Genomic DNA, 15,161 nt, shown 5'->3' with positions numbered 1-15,161 from the left:
CTTCCTCGCGGAGGCGGCCCTTTCCGTGCGCTTTCGACGTCAGTCGCCGTTGCCCGGCGTCGGCGTCGTCTTCTGGATCTGCATCAGGAACTCGGCGTTCGACTTCGTCTGCTTCATCTTGTCGAGGAGCAGTTCGATCGCCTGCTGGGAGTCGAGCGCGTGCAGCACCCGGCGCAGCTTCCAGGTGATGGCCAGCTCGTCGCTGCCGAGCAGGATCTCTTCCTTACGGGTACCGGACGCGTCGACGTCCACCGCCGGGAAGATGCGCTTGTCGGCGAGCTTCCGGTCGAGCTTGAGCTCGGCGTTGCCGGTGCCCTTGAACTCCTCGAAGATGACCTCGTCCATGCGGGACCCGGTGTCCACCAGGGCAGTGGCGAGGATGGTCAGCGAACCGCCGTCCTCGATGTTGCGGGCCGCACCGAAGAAGCGCTTCGGCGGGTACAGGGCGGTCGAGTCGACACCACCGGACAGGATGCGGCCGGAGGCCGGGGCGGCGAGGTTGTACGCACGGCCCAGACGCGTGATCGAGTCGAGCAGGACGACGACGTCGTGGCCCAGCTCCACCAGGCGCTTGGCGCGCTCGATGGCGAGCTCGGCGACCGTGGTGTGGTCCTCGGCCGGGCGGTCGAAGGTCGAGGAGATGACCTCGCCCTTGACCGACCGCTGCATGTCGGTGACCTCTTCCGGACGCTCGTCGACCAGGACGACCATCAGGTGGCACTCGGGGTTGTTGTGCGTGATCGCGTTGGCGATCGCCTGCATGATCATGGTCTTGCCGGTCTTCGGCGGGGCCACGATCAGACCGCGCTGGCCCTTGCCGATGGGGGCGACCAGGTCGATGATGCGCGTGGTCAGAACGCCCGGGTCCGTCTCCAGGCGGAGGCGGTCCTGCGGGTACAGGGGCGTCAGCTTGTTGAACTCCGGGCGGCCGCGGCCGTGTTCGGGCGCCATGCCGTTGACGGAGTCCAGGCGCACCAGCGCGTTGAACTTCTCGCGGCGCTCGCCCTCCTTGGGCTGGCGCACGGCACCGGTGAGGTGGTCGCCCTTGCGCAGGCCGTTCTTGCGGACCTGGGCGAGGGAGACGTACACGTCGTTCGGACCGGGCAGGTAGCCGGAGGTGCGGATGAACGCGTAGTTGTCGAGGATGTCGAGGATGCCCGCGACGGGGATCAGGACGTCGTCCTCGTTGATCTGCGGCTCGGACGTCATCTCGTCACGGCCACGACGGCCCCGGCGGTCGCGGTAGCGCCCGCGACGGCCACGGCGGCCGCCCTCGAAGTCGTCGTCGTCGTGCTGCGGCCGGTCCTGCTGACGGCCGCCGCCGCCCTGCTGGTTCTGCTGTCGGCCCTGGCCGCCGCCCTGGCTCTGCTGCTGGTCGTCGCCCTTGCCACGGCGGTCACCGCGGTCGCTGCGGTCGCTGCGGTCGCTGCGGTCGCTGCGGTCGCTGCGGTCGCTGCGGTCGCTGCGGTCGCTGCGGTCGCTGCGGTCGCTGCGGTCACCGCCACGGTCTCCGCGGTCACCGCCACGGTCGCCACGCTCACCGCGGTCACGGTCGCGGCCGCGCTCACGGCGGTCGCGGCGGCGGCCCTCGCCGCCGTCGTGGTCGCCCTGCTGCGACTGCTGCTGGGCCGGGGTCTCGGCCTTGGGCTCGGTCCTCGCCTCGGCGGCGACCGTCTCGGTCGCGGTGGCGGACGGGGCGCCGGCCTCGGCGGTGGCGCGACGGCGGCGGCGCTCGGCGGGCGCGGCCTCCTCGGCCTCCTCGCCCTGGCCCGAGGCCTTCGGGGAGGGCTGGCCCGGGATCTCGATCTGCTGCTGGGCCGCGGTCTTCTCGGCGGGGGCCTGCTCGCTCTTGGCGTCGGCCTTCTTCTCGGCCGCCTCGTCCGTACGGGTGCGGGAGGTGGCGCGGCGCTTGGGCTTGGTCTCGGTGGCGGACTCGGCCTTGGCCGGGGCGCTTCCCCCGGCGGCCTGCGCCTCCTTGATGACCTCGATCAGCTGGCTCTTGCGCATCCGCGCGGTGCCCCTGATTCCGAGGCCGGATGCGACCTGCTGCAGCTCGGCCAGCACCATGCCCTCGAGGCCGGTACCGCGGCGCCGCCGGGAGCCGGCACCGGTGGCAGGCGCGGAAGCGTCCGTGGCGGGCGCGGCAGCGGTCTCCTCGACACGTGCGCCCATCAGATCGGTGGTGTCGCTCACGAAGGGTCCTTCCCTGGAGCGGACGTCGGCCTGTCTGGCTCGGCGACCGGTTGTGCTGTCCGGCATCGGTCCTTGCTGTGCGAACCGTGCCGGGGCGGTTGTCCGCCTGAGCGGCGGAAGAGATTTCTGGTGATGGCGCTTCCCCGAACCGTGGCATCCAGTGTCACGTGGCGTGGTCGCACCGGCTCCGAAACGCCCCCAGAGGGGGTGCCCCCACCGTCGAGCCGTTCAGTGTCCGCGTGCGACGTACTGCCCGCGTACGTAGCAGAGAACAGAGTGCGGCTTGGGGGGCTCCCGGAAGAATGTCTGTCCCGGACGGGGACACGAGGCACCTCGCCATGGTGGGGTCGGGTGCAGACTTGAGGTTAACACTACCGGATCCAACAAACATTCCCCCTCTCCAAATCCGGCAACCGTGTGTCAGGTGGCGAGCGGCAGTACGCTCGCGCCCCGCACATCGAGACCGAGCCGATTGGCGGCCCAGTCGGTGCCGGCCAGTGCTTCGACCTTGTCGGCGCTGTCCGCGTCGGCCAGCGCCATGACCGTGGGTCCGGCGCCGGAGATCACCGCGGGGATCCCGTCCCCCCGCAGCCGCTCCACCAGGGCGGCGCTCTCGGGCATGGCCGGGGCGCGGTACTCCTGGTGCAGTCGGTCCTCGGTGGCGGGCAGCAGCAGCTCGGGGCGCCTGGTCAGGGCCTCGACGAGCAGGGCCGCCCGGCCCGCGTTGGCGGCGGCGTCGACGTGCGGCACGGTGCGCGGCAGCAGGCCGCGCGCGGTCTCGGTGAGGACCGGCTTCCCGGGCACGAAAACCACCGGAACGATGGAATCGTCGGGGTCCATCCTGATCGCGCGGGCCGCGCCGCCCTCCATCCAGGACAGGGTGAATCCGCCGAGCAGGCAGGCCGCGACGTTGTCGGGGTGGCCCTCGATCTCGGTGGCGAGTTCGAGCAGCGCGGTGTCGTCGAGCCGGGACTCGGCGCCTATGGTCACGGCGCGGGCGGCGACGATGCCGGCGCAGATGGCGGCGGAGGAGGAGCCCAGACCGCGGCCGTGCGGAATGCGGTTGGCGCAGACGATCTCCAGGCCGCGCGGCTGCCCGCCGAGCAGGTCGAAGGCGGTGCGCAGGGAGCGTACGAGCAGATGGTTCTCGTCGCGCGGGAGGGTCTCGCCGCCCTCACCGGCGATGTCGATGTGCAGTCCGGAGTCGGCCACCCGGACGACGACGTCGTCGTAGAGACCCAGCGCGAGGCCGAGGGCGTCGAAGCCCGGGCCGAGGTTGGCGCTGGTGGCGGGGACGCGCACCCGGACGGCGGCGGCGCGGAAGGCGGGACCGGCCATCGCTCGAAGACTCTCCTTGAGCTGCGTGACTGTCGAATGGCACCCGACGGGCGGTCCAGTGGCACTCGATGGACATTCGAGGGCGTACGAAAGCCCTGGGATCGCCGCCGACCGGGGTGGCCGGCCGCTCTCCGGGCGTCTCCGGGCCGCTTTCCGGACCACGGGGACGCCGCGATACCGCGGCATATGCGGCGGGCGGGTTGAGTACAGCCTATCGAAGGAAGGTTCCGTGGCGACATAGGGCGCACAGGAGGCGCACGATGCGTGTCGCAAGCCCCCTGTGCACCCCCTGTAGGGAACTTCCCCAGGTGAGCGCACCCTTACGCCCGTTTTGCGGACGAAGTCGCGGATCCTGTCGCGATATCGCGGCGTCGCGGCTCTGGACCGGGCCGGGCCGCCGGGCGGCGGTCGCCGCCTCAGACCAGGCCGAGCCGCTGGGCGGCGGTCGCGGCGTCGACGGGGACGGTGTCCGGCTGTGGGGCGCCGGCGACGGCCCAGTCCGGGTCCTTGAGACCGTTACCGGTGACGGTGCACACGATCCGCTGCCCCGGGTCGACCCTGCCCTGCTCGGCCGCCTTCAGCAGACCGGCGACCGACGCGGCGGACGCGGGCTCGACGAAGACGCCCTCCTGGGAGGCCAACAGCCGGTAGGCGCGCAGGATCTCACGGTCCGTCACCTCGTCGATGGCACCGCCGGACTCGTCCCGCGCGGCGAGCGCGAAGTCCCACGACGCCGGGTTGCCGATGCGGATGGCGGTGGCGATGGTCGACGGGTCCTTGACGACCTCGCCGCGCACGATCGGCGCGCTGCCGGAGGCCTGGAACCCCCACATGCGCGGCGTCCGCGTGCTGACCTTGTCGGCGGCGTACTCCTTGTACCCCTTCCAGTACGCGGTGATGTTGCCCGCGTTGCCCACCGGCAGGACGTGGATGTCGGGGGCGTCGCCCAGCATGTCCACGATCTCGAAGGCGGCGGTCTTCTGGCCTTCTATCCGTACCGGGTTGACCGAATTGACCAGCGCCACCGGATAGTTGTCGCTCAGCGCGCGGGCGAGCGTGAGGCAGTCGTCGAAGTTGCCGTCGACCTGGAGGATCTTCGCGCCGTGCACCAGGGCCTGGCCCATCTTGCCGAGCGCGATCTTCCCCTGCGGTACGAGTACGGCGGAGACCATGCCCGCGCGCACCCCGTACGCGGCGGCGCTCGCGGACGTGTTGCCGGTGGAGGCGCAGATGACGGCCTGCGCACCCTCCTCCTTGGCCTTGCTGATGGCCATGGTCATCCCGCGGTCCTTGAAGGACCCGGTCGGGTTCGCGCCCTCGACCTTGAGGTGCACCTCGCAGCCCGTGCGCTCGGAGAGCACCTGCGCGGGCACGAGCGGCGTGCCGCCCTCGCGGAGCGTCACGACCGGCGTGGTGTCGGATACCGGCAGCCGGTCCCGGTACTCCTCGATGATTCCGCGCCACTGGTGGGTCATTGCTGGTTACTCTCCTTCAACCCGCATGATGCTGGCGACACCACGCACGGTGTCGAGCTTGCGCAACGCGTCGACGGTGCCGCCGAGGGCCGCGTCGGACGCACGGTGGGTGACGACGACGAGGGAGGCCTCACCGTCCTTGCCCTGCTGTCGCACGGTGTCGATCGAGACGCCGTGCTCGGCGAACACGGTGGCGACCTGGGCGAGAACACCCGGTTTGTCGGCCACGTCGAGGCTGATGTGGTAGCGCGTGACGACCTCGCCCATCGGCGACACCGGCAGCGCGGCGTACGCGGACGCACCGGGCCCGGTGGTCCCGTTGATCCGGTTGCGCCCGACGGCGACGAGGTCCCCGAGCACGGCGGACGCGGTCGGCGCACCGCCCGCGCCGGGGCCGTAGAACATCAGCTGCCCGGAGGCGTCCGACTCGACGAACACCGCGTTGTAGGCGCCGCGTACGGAGGCCAGCGGGTGGCTGAGCGGGATCATCGCCGGATGCACGCGCGCGGTGACGGAGGCGCCGTCACCGGCCCGCTCGCAGATGGCGAGCAGCTTGATGGTGCAGCCCATCTCCTTGGCGGAGGCGAAGTCGGCGGCGGTGACCTCGGTCATGCCCTCGCGGTAGACGTCGTCGAGCCGCACGCGCGTGTGGAAGGCGATCCCGGCGAGGATGGCGGCCTTGGCGGCGGCGTCGAAGCCCTCGACGTCGGCGGTCGGGTCGGCCTCGGCGTACCCCAGCGCGGTGGCCTCGTCGAGCGCCTCCTGGTAGCCGGCGCCCGTGCTGTCCATCTTGTCGAGGATGAAGTTGGTGGTGCCGTTGACGATGCCGAGGACCCGGTTGACCTTGTCACCGGCGAGGGACTCGCGCAGCGGGCGGATCAGCGGGATGGCGCCGGCCACGGCGGCCTCGTAGTAGAGGTCCTTGCCGTGCTCCTCGGCGGCGGCGTGCAGCGCGGCGCCGTCCTGGGCGAGCAGCGCCTTGTTCGCGGAGACGACGGACGCGCCGTGTTCGAAGGCGGTACCGATGAGCGTACGGGCGGGCTCGATACCCCCGATGACCTCCACGACGATGTCGAGGTCCCCGCGTTTGACGAGCGCCGTGGCGTCGGTGGTGACCAGGGCGGGGTCGATTCCCTCACGCACCTTGTCGGGCCGCCGTACGGCCACGCCCGCGAGCTCCACCGGGGCCCCGATCCGGGCGGCGAGGTCGTCGGCGTGCGTCGTCATGATGCGCGCCACCTCTGAGCCGACCACTCCACAGCCCAGCAGCGCCACCTTCAGCGGACGCGTACGCATCATCCGACCTCGATTCCTGATTACCGTCTCGGTTGCACCAGTCTCACTCACCGGACGGGACTTTCTTCCCTTGGTCCGGATCGTGAGACATCTATTTCATTTTCATGACCGATCGGACAGAAGATCTTCCGTCAACCGATCAAGGTCTGGGTGGACACCCACAGTTTTCGCGACCGCTGTTCCCGCGACCGCTGTTCCCGCGGCCGCTGCTTCCGCGTTCCACTGCCGCTCATCCGACATCGAGCCGAAGAAGATCTTCTTCCGTCTCCCGCCGTACGATCACGCGCGCCTCGCCGTCCCGGACGGCGACGACGGGCGGGCGCAGGGCGTGGTTGTAGTTACTGGCCATCGACCGGCAGTACGCCCCGGTCGCCGGTACGGCGATGAGGTCACCGGGTGCCAGGTCCCCCGGCAGGAAGGCGTCCTTCACCACGATGTCACCACTCTCGCAGTGCTTGCCGACGACGCGGCACAGCATCGGCTCGGCGTCGGAGACCCGGGAGGCGAGCGCGACGCTGTATTCGGCGTCGTACAGCGCGGTCCGGATGTTGTCCGACATACCGCCGTCGACGGAGACGTACGTCCGCAGCCCGTCGAGCGGCTTGACGGTACCGACCTCGTAGAGCGTGAAGGCGGTCGGCCCGACGATGGCGCGGCCCGGCTCCACGGAGATACGGGGGGTCGTCAGCCGCGCGGCGTCGCACTCACGGGTGACGATCTCGGTGAGCGTCTTGGCGATCTCGTACGGCTCGCGCGGGTCGTCGTCGCTCGTGTACGCGATGCCGAGCCCGCCGCCGAGGTCGATCTCGGGCAGTTCGACGCCGTGCTCGTCGCGGATGTCCTTGAGCAGCCCGACCACGCGGTGCGCGGCGACCTCGAACCCGGACATGTCGAAGATCTGCGACCCGATGTGCGAGTGGATCCCGATGAGCTCGAGGCCGTCGAGCTGCAGCGCCCGCCGTACGGCCTCCGCGGCCTGCCCGCCGGCCAGCGGGATGCCGAACTTCTGGTCCTCGTGGGCGGTGGCGATGAACTCGTGCGTATGCGCCTCGACGCCCACGGTGATACGGATCTGCACCCGCTGCCGCGTGCCGAGCTCCCGCGCGATGTGCGCGACGCGGACGATCTCCTGGAACGAGTCGAGCACGATCCGCCCGACCCCGGCCTCGACGGCCCGCCGGATCTCGCCGGTCGACTTGTTGTTGCCGTGGAACGCGATCCGCTCGGCGGGCATCCCGGCGGACAAGGCGGTGGCGAGCTCCCCACCGGAGCAGACATCGAGATTGAGCCCCTCCTCGTCCAGCCACCGCACGACGGCCCGGGAGAGGAACGCCTTGCCGGCGTAGAACACGTCGGCGTCACTGCCGAAGGCGGTACGCCAGTCCCGCGCCCGGGCCCGGAAGTCCTGCTCGTCGAGGAAGTAGGCGGGGGTGCCGTACTCCTCGGCGAGCCGCTTGACGTCGATCCCGCCGACGGTGACCACACCGTCCTCGTCACGCGTGACGGTCTCGGCCCACACCTTGGCGTCGAGGGCGTTGAGGTCGGTGGGCGGGGCGGAGTAGTGCCCCTCGGGGAGGACGTCGGCGTGACGGGGCCCGGCGGGATGTGCGGAACGGCTCATGTCAGTGTCTCTCTGGGTTCTCTCAGAGGTGGTCGGGTGCGTCGATGCCGAGCAGGGACAGGCCGCCGGCCAGCACCGCCCCGGCGGCGTCGGCGAGCGCGAGCCGGGCACGGTGGGCGGCCGAGGGTTTCTCCTCGCCGAGCGGCAACACGGCCGGATACAGGGGCAGTACGGCATCGGCGACGGCGACGAGCTGCCGGGCGAGCCGGTCGGGCGCGTGGTGGGCGGCGGCGGCCGCGAGAACACGGGGATGGTCGGCGAGGACCTGTCCGAGTGCCTGCGCGTCGTCGACGGGCCCGGGCTCGGGTTCCTGGTGGAGATCGGCGGCGTTGCGGAGCAGCGCACGGCTGCGGGCATGGGCGTACCGCACGCGGAACAGCGGGTTGCTCTCCCGCTGCACCAGATGCTCGTCATCGATCCGGGGCCGGTCGTGGGAGGCGGGGTACAGCAGGGCCCAGCGCCCGGCGTCGGGACCTAGCCGGAAGGGATCGGAGGGAGCGGGAACGGGCCGTACAACGGTCCCGTGACCGTCCTCGTCGAGGTGTACGACGGCGCCCTGCGACTCCAGGATCCGCTTGAGCGCCTCGGCATGGACAACGGCCCGCACCTCACGCACCGGCCGCAGCCGAACGGTCTGCCCGCTCAGCGCGTCACTGTGCCCGTACCGGGACCCGCACCGCAGAATCTCGCGGACGAGCGCGCCGGTCCCGGTGCGGGCGAGGCCGATGTTGATGAACCCGGGCCCGGTGACGACGACGTCACCGATGCTGTGGGAACGCAGCAGATAGGGCCGCAGAATCTCGGCGACCCGGGTCGCGGGCTGCCCGGCCGCCTTCGCCAGCTTCAGGGCCACATTGGTCGCGTAGTCCCCGTACCCCCCGGCCCCCGGAGGCGCGACGAGCACCCGTTCGGGCAGCTCCGCCACCCTCAGCTCCCCGTCGTCGACGGCACGGCGCACCGCGTGCAGCACGGTGCGGGAGAGCTCGGCGGGGGTCACGGGACAAGCGTAGGGGAGGAGGGGGGTGGGTAGACGAATGGGTTTGGCCGCGATCCCGAGATGTGGACGGCTCCCGCTCACCCGCCCGCGTGCCCGGCGGCCGGCTCGGCGTCTTCGAGGGGACTGGGAATCAGCTGCTGAACCAGCCGCACCAGCTCGGCGGGATCGAAGGGCTTGGCCAGAAAGGCGTCCACCCCGACCTCCAGCCCGCTCTCGATCTCGTACTGACTGCACGCGCTGACGATGACGAGCGGAAGGTGACTGGTCCGAGGATCCGTACGCAACCTGGCCGCGGTCCGAAGGCCGTCGAGCCGCGGCATGACGACATCGAGGGTGACGAGGTCGGGCCGCACCTGTTGAACGACTTCCAGACACTCGGCACCATCGGCCGCGGTCACGACCTCGATGCCCTCAAGCTCGAGGTTGACCCTGATCAACTGCCGGATGACCTTGTTGTCGTCCACAACAAGAACCCGGCCCGACGCGCCTGGCACAACTCGAGAGTAGGTCGGACCCGGCCACCGCGTCCGGCGTTTCCCCCATTCCACCCCGCACGGGCGACACCCCACCCTCCGGACCGGCCGACCCTGCTGCGAAAACGGGTTCCGGACCACCCCCCGGGAACTGGTACTGTTCTACCCGTCGCCGCGATCACCGCGACCGACACGCCCCCGTAGCTCAGGGGATAGAGCAACGGCCTCCGGAGCCGTGTGCGCAGGTTCGAATCCTGCCGGGGGCACCACGGATTTGGTGCCCGAAGACCCTGTCATCAGCGGAGACGCTGATGACAGGGTCTTCGTGTACGAGCGGGCGAGTGGCGCCGCGGACGAAGCGTGGACTGGATCTTGGAGCGGCCCCGCAGGTGACTGGCGCTTTTCGGCGGGTTGGTCAGCCGATGCTCGTTGCAGCGGTGCGCCTGCCGATCGCGTAGCCCTGGCCACCACGCCGTCACGCGGCAGCCGACTGCTTAGATCAGCGGCATGACTGACTGGTCTCGGCTCCACCACGCCTATGGCACGGCAGAAGACGTCCCCGGCCTGCTCGATGGAGCAAGTACGGACTCACAGAGCCCCGCCTGGGACGAACTGTGGTCCCGGCTGTGCCATCAGGGCACTGTCTACTCGGCGAGCTACGCAGTCTTGCCCGCTCTGACCCAGCTGGCGCGGCAATGGTCGACCCCGGATCGTCAGGCGCCGCTGTATCTGGCCGGCTCGATCGTGATCAGCACGGACCGGCCTCACGACTGGGAAGATCCCCGAGTGACCTACACCTCGGAGATATCCGAGCTGATCCGACTGACCGAAGAGGCCCTGCAGGACCCCACACTCGCTGACGTCCCGGGGACTTACGTCGATTTGCTGGCCACGCTTCTGAGTTTTCAGGGTGTCGAGGTCTGGGGCGAGCAGCTCGAAGGACTGCACGAGGGGGAGTACGAGGTCTCCTGTCCTGCATGCGCCTCGGAGAACTTCGTGGTGTTCGGCGAGTACGGCTTCTTCTCCACCACGGACAGCATGTACATGAATGAGACCGCGGCAAAGAAGATCCCTCTTCAGCCCACGGACGCCTCAGCCCTGGAGGGGATCGCCCGAGAGCTGCACAGTCGCGCACTCGCCGACAACCAGACCGATGTCGCGGGCAAGTTGACTTATGTCTTCGGTGAAGCGCGATGCGCGGAGTGCGACGCCGTCTTCAGCGTCGCGGATGCCGTCACCAGTCGTTGGGGCAGGTGAACCGCTGCCGGCAGGGCTCCGGATCGCCTGCAGGACGGCATGGAGCGGCAGTGCTCACGGAGGACTGCTGTCCCCGCCAGGTGTCGAGCAACTTCACGAACGGTCACCCGCTCATCCAAGCGCGCATCCAGCCCTTTGGCGCCGGTACACCGTGCAGGGGGCAGGTGTCCTGGGGGAAGGAGAGGCCCGCGATCACCGATGTTCCGTGGGTGGGGCGGGGACGGACGGTCCAGGCGGTGGCGAGGCTGTCGACGAGGAGGAGGCCTCGGCCGTTTTCCGAGTCCGCTTCAGGGTGGGTCAGTACGGGCTTGCCCGTGCCGGGGTCGGAGACAGCGAGCCAGTAGTGGCCGTCGGCCGGCCACAGAACGAGTTCGATGAGGTCCTCGTCCTCCCGGCAGCTTCCGTGACGAATGGCGTTGGTGACCAGTTCGGAGGTCAAGAGGCCGAGGTCGTCGCCGAGGTGGGGGCGGAGGATGCGCGGCAGCGATTCCGTGACAGCGTGGCGGGCTCGTCGTACGGAGGCTGGGTGGGCGGGGAAGTGCCAGTGGGCGGGTACGAGGGGGATCTCGGGCATGGCGAACTCCAGTGCGTGCGTGTGAGGGGCTTGGGGTTGCCGGTGGCCTGCCGCCCTGGGCACGGGCACACCCAGCCCAGGGCAGACGGGCATGCTCGCGCGGTGCACTTCCGGCATCGCGTTGTGTAACTTGCGCGATACTGACAGTAGAGCAGCAGGGGCCACATTTGCCATGCGGTCCGAAATAATGGCCTCGATGCGGTGAACTTGTGCTTATAGGACCAATCCGGGCACCGCAGCGTACGGAAGGAACGTCATGCCCCCGAGGACGATCCTCACTCAACGTCAGAAGCGGCTGGGCAGTGAATTGCGCAGGATGCGCACCACAGCCGGCATGTCCGCGGAGTACGCCGCCGGACTTCTCGGCGTCGACCGAAGCCGAGTTTCCAACATGGAGTCCGGGCTGCGCGGCATCAACGCCGAACGGCTGCGCACGTTGGCCTGCAACTGTGACTGCACCGACGAGAGGTACGTCAACGCCCTCGCCGAAATGGCGGAGCCGCGCCGGCCAGGATGGTGGGAACGCTACCGGGGTAGCTTGCCTCAGGGCTTTCTGGACATCTCCGAAACCGAGGCCTACGCCTCACGCCTGCGGGGCGCGAACACCGTGCACGTACCGGGGCTCCTCCAGACGTCGGAGCACGCGATGGCTATCTTCCGCGCCGTCATCCCGCAACTCCCCGAACATGAGGTCGCTCTCCGTCTGGCCCACCGATCGGAGCGCCAGAGTGTGATCACCCGGGACAACCCGGTGCCGTACGTGGCCGTGATCCACGAAGCGGCGCTTCGCATGCAGTTCGGGGGACGGGACGTTTCCCGTGGGCAGCTGAAGCACCTTCTGGAAGTCTCCGAGCGGGACAACGTCACCGTGCTCGTGCTTCCCTTCGACCAGGGCGCCTTCCCCGGAGCGGGACAGACGGTCATCTACGCCGAGGGGCCCGTGCCGCAGCTCGACACCGTGCAGATCGACAACTCCCATGGCCCGGACTTCCTCCACAGTGACGGCCAGCTCGCGAAATACCGTGCCCAGCTCGACTTGTTGGAAGGTCTGGCACTGTCCCCGGAGAGGTCCCGCGACGTCATCCGCGAGATCGCTCATAAACTGTGAGGAGTGACCACATGACCGACATCACTTGGGAAATCCCGTTCTGCGGTGAGGGCAGCTCCTGCTTCCGCCTCGGCACCGATGCCGACGGCAACGGATACATAGCTGTCGCCGGTCAGGAGGAGACTCCTCTCACCGACTCCCTCGAAGCCCTGCGCACCCTCATCACCGACATCAAGGCCGGTAAGGCGGACCATCTGCTGTAGAGCGCGCGGGCTCAGGTGGTGGCGGGCTTGGGTTCTCGCGGCGTCAGCGCCGGGTGAGACCGGCGAGGGGCTGGGCCTCGCGACAGGGGCCCGGAGGCGTCCGGTGATCACCGCCGGAGTTCGCGGAGCAGGGTGCCGTCCTCGGCGTAGAGCTCCAGTGTGTACGGCAGGCCGAAGCGGGTGAGGAGGGTGGCCAGGGCGTCGAGGCGGTGGGGGCTATCACTCCGTTCAGGAGGACGGTCCCGTCGCCGAGGGGGGTCAGGTCCATCTCGCACCAGCTTGTTCCCACCTCGTAGCCGTGCCAGGAGGACGAGGTCGATCTCCAGCCGGCTCGGGCGAAGCGTTCCGCGAGGGGTGCGGCGTCTCGATGGCCGGGAAGCAGGCCGTTCACATTGTTGGCCATATCGGTTAATTCGGGATCAAGTGGTCCATTTTCTTCGGGCAAGTCCATCCCCGGAGCATGAAGGGCTGGTGGCGAGCGGCGACAGGCGCATACTGGGGACGATGACTAAGCCAGCAGCAGCCAAGCGCCATTTGCCCACCAGTCCCTTCAAGGCTCCGGTCGCTCCGCCTCCGAAGCACTTCGCCGTGGGGGATCAGGTCACGCATGACATGTACGGCCTCGGTCGGGTCGTCGGTATCGAGGAGGGGATCGCCGCCGTTGTGGATTTCGGATCGGCGGAGCGACGGATTCCGAGTCCGTACTCGAAGATGACCAAGTTGTAGGTCGCCCCGACCGCGGTGCGTGTTCAGCCGCCGGCCAGGGCTACCAGCTTGATGAAGATCAGGGTGGGGGTGGTCGCGAGGTCCACTTCCTTGTCGAGGCTGTCCGCCTGGCGGTCGCCGGCGAGGAGGAAGAAGCCGTTGGTCAGGAAGGCCCTTTCCCAGTCGATGGGGTGGGCCGCCTGCTCGCTTGCCCGGCGATGGATCAGGGCGCGTACCGTCATGCGGTCGGGGAGGCCGGTCGACTGCCACTCCCCGAGGGGCCTGCCCGTGGGGGTCTCGTCGCGGAAGGTCACGGTGGCCATCAGGCGCCTCGCCCGAACTGTGTGAGGAGGGACTCGTCCGTGATGTCCGCGTCCGCGGCCGGCAGGAACGCCTTGCTGAGGATCAGGGACAGGCGGTCGTCCTCGAAGGGCAGGTACCGCTCACCCCTGGCGGGGGCCGGGACTATGCAGAGGTGGGCGTCGTCCGGCTCCAGCAGGATGTTCGCCGAGAGCAGGTGGATCTCGTACGTGCCCCGGTCGCCCCGGACCACCGGGAAGCGGCCGTCCAGTGTGCGGCGGTCCGCGATCTTCAGGCGGGGCAGGAGCCGTTCCAGTGCGTCGCGGCGGTTGCGCCGAGCTCTCCGAAGGCCGTCCGCTCCCGGTAGGCGCGTTCCGGGCCGCCCTCCCGCCGGTCGGGGTCCGCGGCGATCGAGGTGACGCCCACGAAGAGGTCCACGTCGTGCATCGCCTCGCTGAACACCAGCGGGGTAGTTCGGCGAGTGGCGCCTCGTGCCACATGCCGTCCGTTCGGTGGTCGAAGCCGACTCTGCCGGTCGAGGCCAGTTCGTCGCCGCCCGACCAGTCGGACCACGTGTGGTGGAAGCGGACGCGCCGCTCCCCCGCGGCCGGCGCCTTCTCGGCCTCGGCGCCGTCCCCCTCGTCCCGGGGGCCGAGCAGGCCGCTCTTCCAGCCCGCAGATCTCGCGGAACGCCTGTCCACATCATGGGACGCCACCAGCAGGTCTCCGAGGTCCTCGTCGGAGATCCGCGCCAGGTCCGGCAGGCGGTGGGGGTCGATGGCGTACGGCATGACGGGATGCCGGCGGAGGGGACTGACAATCGTCGCTACGGCGGTATCAGGACACAGTCATTGAAAGTACAACTACGCCTTGTTCCACGGTTGTTGAGCGAGTGACACTCGTTGACGGCTGCCGGCCGGCGGGAACGGCCGGGAGACCCTTTCGCACGGCCTCATGCTCCCCCACCAGGAGGTATCGATGAAAGCACGTCAACGCGCGGCCGGGTTGACCCTCGGCCTGTCCTCGACTCTCGCACTGGCGCTGGTTGGCGCGTCCCCGGCCTCGGCTTCGGCGGCCTGGACACTGGAGGCCGAGGGGCAGCGGATCTGCGTCGAGGCGGGGCACGGGTGGCCCAACACCTACGCCTTCGCCCCGGTCTCCGGCACCTGGTCGGCGCCGATCCGGACCGGGGTGCGTAATCTGCCGCCCGGTTCGACGAGTGAGGGCGGCAGCACCATCGCGCCGGGGACGAACGAGCGGGATCCCGTCGACCACGGTCTGGTCGTCAACGGCTGGCTGCAGTTGTCGATCGCGGCAGCGCCGGCCGGTGAGTACACGGCCGAGATCTGGGCGACCGACGGCACGGAGACGCAGACCGATCCGCTGCTGATCGTCTTCAAGGACAGGTGCTACTAGACGGCAGAGGACGCCGCATCGCGTCGTGGCCGGCCTCGCCCCGCAGTGGGTGAGGCCGGCTTCCGTCTCCCAGAAGGCGTCGGGCCTCGCTCCCGGCACAGGTTCACCTCCCCGGCGGTTCATATATATAAATTCCATCTCACAGTCTAGATGTGGGCTGCGGTCTGTGCGTAGAGTCCGGTCACCTCGCCCGTACGGACCAAAC

The 15,161-nt window shown here is 69.5% G+C and carries 17 protein-coding genes and 1 tRNA gene; 6 read left to right on the top strand and 12 right to left on the bottom strand.

The genetic code is table 11. The features are described 5' to 3' along the window. Nucleotides 1–39 precede the first annotated feature (39 nt). From rho to ACGFR9_RS07500, 7 genes are all read right to left on the bottom strand, one after another. Nucleotides 40–2,193: a transcription termination factor Rho gene (rho, locus tag ACGFR9_RS07530; protein WP_393203853.1), complete on the bottom strand. Its 2,154-nt coding sequence runs from the start codon at nucleotides 2,191–2,193 to the stop codon at nucleotides 40–42. A gap of 420 nt (nucleotides 2,194–2,613) precedes the next feature. After that, on the bottom strand, nucleotides 2,614–3,531 hold the full coding sequence (gene thrB / locus ACGFR9_RS07525; RefSeq protein WP_393203852.1) for a homoserine kinase: 918 nt from the start codon (nucleotides 3,529–3,531) through the stop codon (nucleotides 2,614–2,616). A 416-nt stretch (nucleotides 3,532–3,947) separates the two neighbouring features. Beyond that, entirely contained in the window at nucleotides 3,948–5,006 is a 1,059-nt protein-coding gene (gene thrC / locus ACGFR9_RS07520) for a threonine synthase (protein ID WP_393203850.1), read from the bottom strand. A gap of 6 nt (nucleotides 5,007–5,012) precedes the next feature. Continuing rightward, entirely contained in the window at nucleotides 5,013–6,305 is a 1,293-nt protein-coding gene (locus ACGFR9_RS07515) for a homoserine dehydrogenase (protein ID WP_030223791.1), read from the bottom strand. Between the two features lie 226 nt (nucleotides 6,306–6,531). Then, nucleotides 6,532–7,923 (bottom strand): diaminopimelate decarboxylase, encoded by a 1,392-nt coding sequence (lysA, locus tag ACGFR9_RS07510; RefSeq protein ID WP_393203848.1) that lies wholly within the window; start codon nucleotides 7,921–7,923, stop codon nucleotides 6,532–6,534. A 22-nt stretch (nucleotides 7,924–7,945) separates the two neighbouring features. Next, entirely contained in the window at nucleotides 7,946–8,920 is a 975-nt protein-coding gene (gene nrtL / locus ACGFR9_RS07505; RefSeq protein WP_393203846.1) for an ArgS-related anticodon-binding protein NrtL, read from the bottom strand. 77 nt (nucleotides 8,921–8,997) lie between these two features. Further along, a complete protein-coding gene (locus ACGFR9_RS07500) occupies nucleotides 8,998–9,468 on the bottom strand; it encodes a response regulator (RefSeq protein WP_393203844.1) in 471 nt (156 codons plus the stop codon). A 119-nt stretch (nucleotides 9,469–9,587) separates the two neighbouring features. On the opposite strand from ACGFR9_RS07500, the gene ACGFR9_RS07495 reads away from it, so the two are divergent. Both ACGFR9_RS07495 and ACGFR9_RS07490 read left to right on the top strand, forming a co-directional pair. Further along, nucleotides 9,588–9,662: transfer RNA gene (locus tag ACGFR9_RS07495), tRNA-Arg, on the top strand. A 238-nt stretch (nucleotides 9,663–9,900) separates the two neighbouring features. Then, nucleotides 9,901–10,650: a hypothetical protein gene (locus tag ACGFR9_RS07490; RefSeq protein WP_393203842.1), complete on the top strand. Its 750-nt coding sequence runs from the start codon at nucleotides 9,901–9,903 to the stop codon at nucleotides 10,648–10,650. Nucleotides 10,651–10,753: 103 nt separating this feature from the next. Here ACGFR9_RS07490 and ACGFR9_RS07485 read toward each other — a convergent pair whose 3' ends face one another. Beyond that, complete coding sequence (locus tag ACGFR9_RS07485; protein ID WP_393203840.1) at nucleotides 10,754–11,224, bottom strand: ATP-binding protein; 471 nt, start codon at nucleotides 11,222–11,224, stop codon at nucleotides 10,754–10,756. A gap of 256 nt (nucleotides 11,225–11,480) precedes the next feature. Here ACGFR9_RS07485 and ACGFR9_RS07480 point away from each other — a divergent pair, with 256 nt between their 5' ends. Further along, the gene (locus tag ACGFR9_RS07480; RefSeq protein ID WP_393203838.1) at nucleotides 11,481–12,332 is read left to right on the top strand and encodes a helix-turn-helix domain-containing protein; all 852 of its coding nucleotides are present in this window, start codon (nucleotides 11,481–11,483) and stop codon (nucleotides 12,330–12,332) included. Nucleotides 12,333–12,343: 11 nt separating this feature from the next. Then, nucleotides 12,344–12,535 (top strand): hypothetical protein, encoded by a 192-nt coding sequence (locus tag ACGFR9_RS07475; RefSeq protein WP_393203836.1) that lies wholly within the window; start codon nucleotides 12,344–12,346, stop codon nucleotides 12,533–12,535. Nucleotides 12,536–12,642: 107 nt separating this feature from the next. Here the strand turns inward: ACGFR9_RS07475 and ACGFR9_RS07470 are convergent, their stop codons facing one another. Beyond that, entirely contained in the window at nucleotides 12,643–12,810 is a 168-nt protein-coding gene (locus ACGFR9_RS07470) for a hypothetical protein (RefSeq protein WP_393203834.1), read from the bottom strand. A gap of 229 nt (nucleotides 12,811–13,039) precedes the next feature. Between ACGFR9_RS07470 and ACGFR9_RS07465 the strand changes: the two genes are divergently transcribed. Beyond that, complete coding sequence (locus ACGFR9_RS07465; protein ID WP_030223733.1) at nucleotides 13,040–13,261, top strand: hypothetical protein; 222 nt, start codon at nucleotides 13,040–13,042, stop codon at nucleotides 13,259–13,261. A gap of 23 nt (nucleotides 13,262–13,284) precedes the next feature. Here the strand turns inward: ACGFR9_RS07465 and ACGFR9_RS07460 are convergent, their stop codons facing one another. Genes ACGFR9_RS07460 through ACGFR9_RS07450 form a run of 3 tightly spaced genes read right to left on the bottom strand, consistent with a single transcriptional unit; the run spans nucleotide 13,285 to nucleotide 14,002 of the window. Next, the gene (locus ACGFR9_RS07460) at nucleotides 13,285–13,563 is read right to left on the bottom strand and encodes a hypothetical protein (RefSeq protein ID WP_393203832.1); all 279 of its coding nucleotides are present in this window, start codon (nucleotides 13,561–13,563) and stop codon (nucleotides 13,285–13,287) included. Next, nucleotides 13,563–13,793, bottom strand: a complete 231-nt coding sequence (locus tag ACGFR9_RS07455) for a hypothetical protein (protein WP_393203830.1) — start codon at nucleotides 13,791–13,793, stop codon at nucleotides 13,563–13,565. Before ACGFR9_RS07455 ends, ACGFR9_RS07460 begins: the two co-directional genes overlap by 1 nt. Nucleotides 13,794–13,831: 38 nt before the next feature. Further along, on the bottom strand, nucleotides 13,832–14,002 hold the full coding sequence (locus ACGFR9_RS07450; protein ID WP_393203828.1) for a hypothetical protein: 171 nt from the start codon (nucleotides 14,000–14,002) through the stop codon (nucleotides 13,832–13,834). A 516-nt stretch (nucleotides 14,003–14,518) separates the two neighbouring features. Here ACGFR9_RS07450 and ACGFR9_RS07445 point away from each other — a divergent pair. Further along, nucleotides 14,519–14,956, top strand: a complete 438-nt coding sequence (locus ACGFR9_RS07445) for a DUF5980 family protein (RefSeq protein ID WP_393203826.1) — start codon at nucleotides 14,519–14,521, stop codon at nucleotides 14,954–14,956. The last annotated feature ends 205 nt before the right edge of the window (nucleotides 14,957–15,161 follow it).

The sequence above is a fragment of the Streptomyces sp. NPDC048584 genome (assembly GCF_043199595.1).
In the GTDB taxonomy this organism is placed as follows: Bacteria; Actinomycetota; Actinomycetes; order Streptomycetales; family Streptomycetaceae; genus Streptomyces; species Streptomyces edwardsiae.
Note: the sequence above shows the minus strand (reverse complement) of the source record. Positions and strands in the feature narration are given on the sequence as shown.

What these genes read in the sequence shown, in the direction of transcription:
- ACGFR9_RS07480 (WP_393203838.1), top strand. Translation starts at nt 11,481, where the DNA reads ATGCCCCCGAGGACGATCCTCACTCAACGTCAGAAGCGGCTGGGCAGT.
- ACGFR9_RS07445 (WP_393203826.1), top strand. Translation starts at nt 14,519, where the DNA reads ATGAAAGCACGTCAACGCGCGGCCGGGTTGACCCTCGGCCTGTCCTCG.
- ACGFR9_RS07485 (WP_393203840.1), bottom strand. Translation starts at nt 11,224, where the DNA reads ATGCCCGAGATCCCCCTCGTACCCGCCCACTGGCACTTCCCCGCCCAC.
- ACGFR9_RS07475 (WP_393203836.1), top strand. Translation starts at nt 12,344, where the DNA reads ATGACCGACATCACTTGGGAAATCCCGTTCTGCGGTGAGGGCAGCTCC.
- ACGFR9_RS07515 (WP_030223791.1), bottom strand. Translation starts at nt 6,305, where the DNA reads ATGATGCGTACGCGTCCGCTGAAGGTGGCGCTGCTGGGCTGTGGAGTG.
- ACGFR9_RS07490 (WP_393203842.1), top strand. Translation starts at nt 9,901, where the DNA reads ATGACTGACTGGTCTCGGCTCCACCACGCCTATGGCACGGCAGAAGAC.
- ACGFR9_RS07465 (WP_030223733.1), top strand. Translation starts at nt 13,040, where the DNA reads ATGACTAAGCCAGCAGCAGCCAAGCGCCATTTGCCCACCAGTCCCTTC.
- lysA (WP_393203848.1), bottom strand. Translation starts at nt 7,923, where the DNA reads ATGAGCCGTTCCGCACATCCCGCCGGGCCCCGTCACGCCGACGTCCTC.
- ACGFR9_RS07460 (WP_393203832.1), bottom strand. Translation starts at nt 13,563, where the DNA reads ATGGCCACCGTGACCTTCCGCGACGAGACCCCCACGGGCAGGCCCCTC.
- thrB (WP_393203852.1), bottom strand. Translation starts at nt 3,531, where the DNA reads ATGGCCGGTCCCGCCTTCCGCGCCGCCGCCGTCCGGGTGCGCGTCCCC.
- thrC (WP_393203850.1), bottom strand. Translation starts at nt 5,006, where the DNA reads ATGACCCACCAGTGGCGCGGAATCATCGAGGAGTACCGGGACCGGCTG.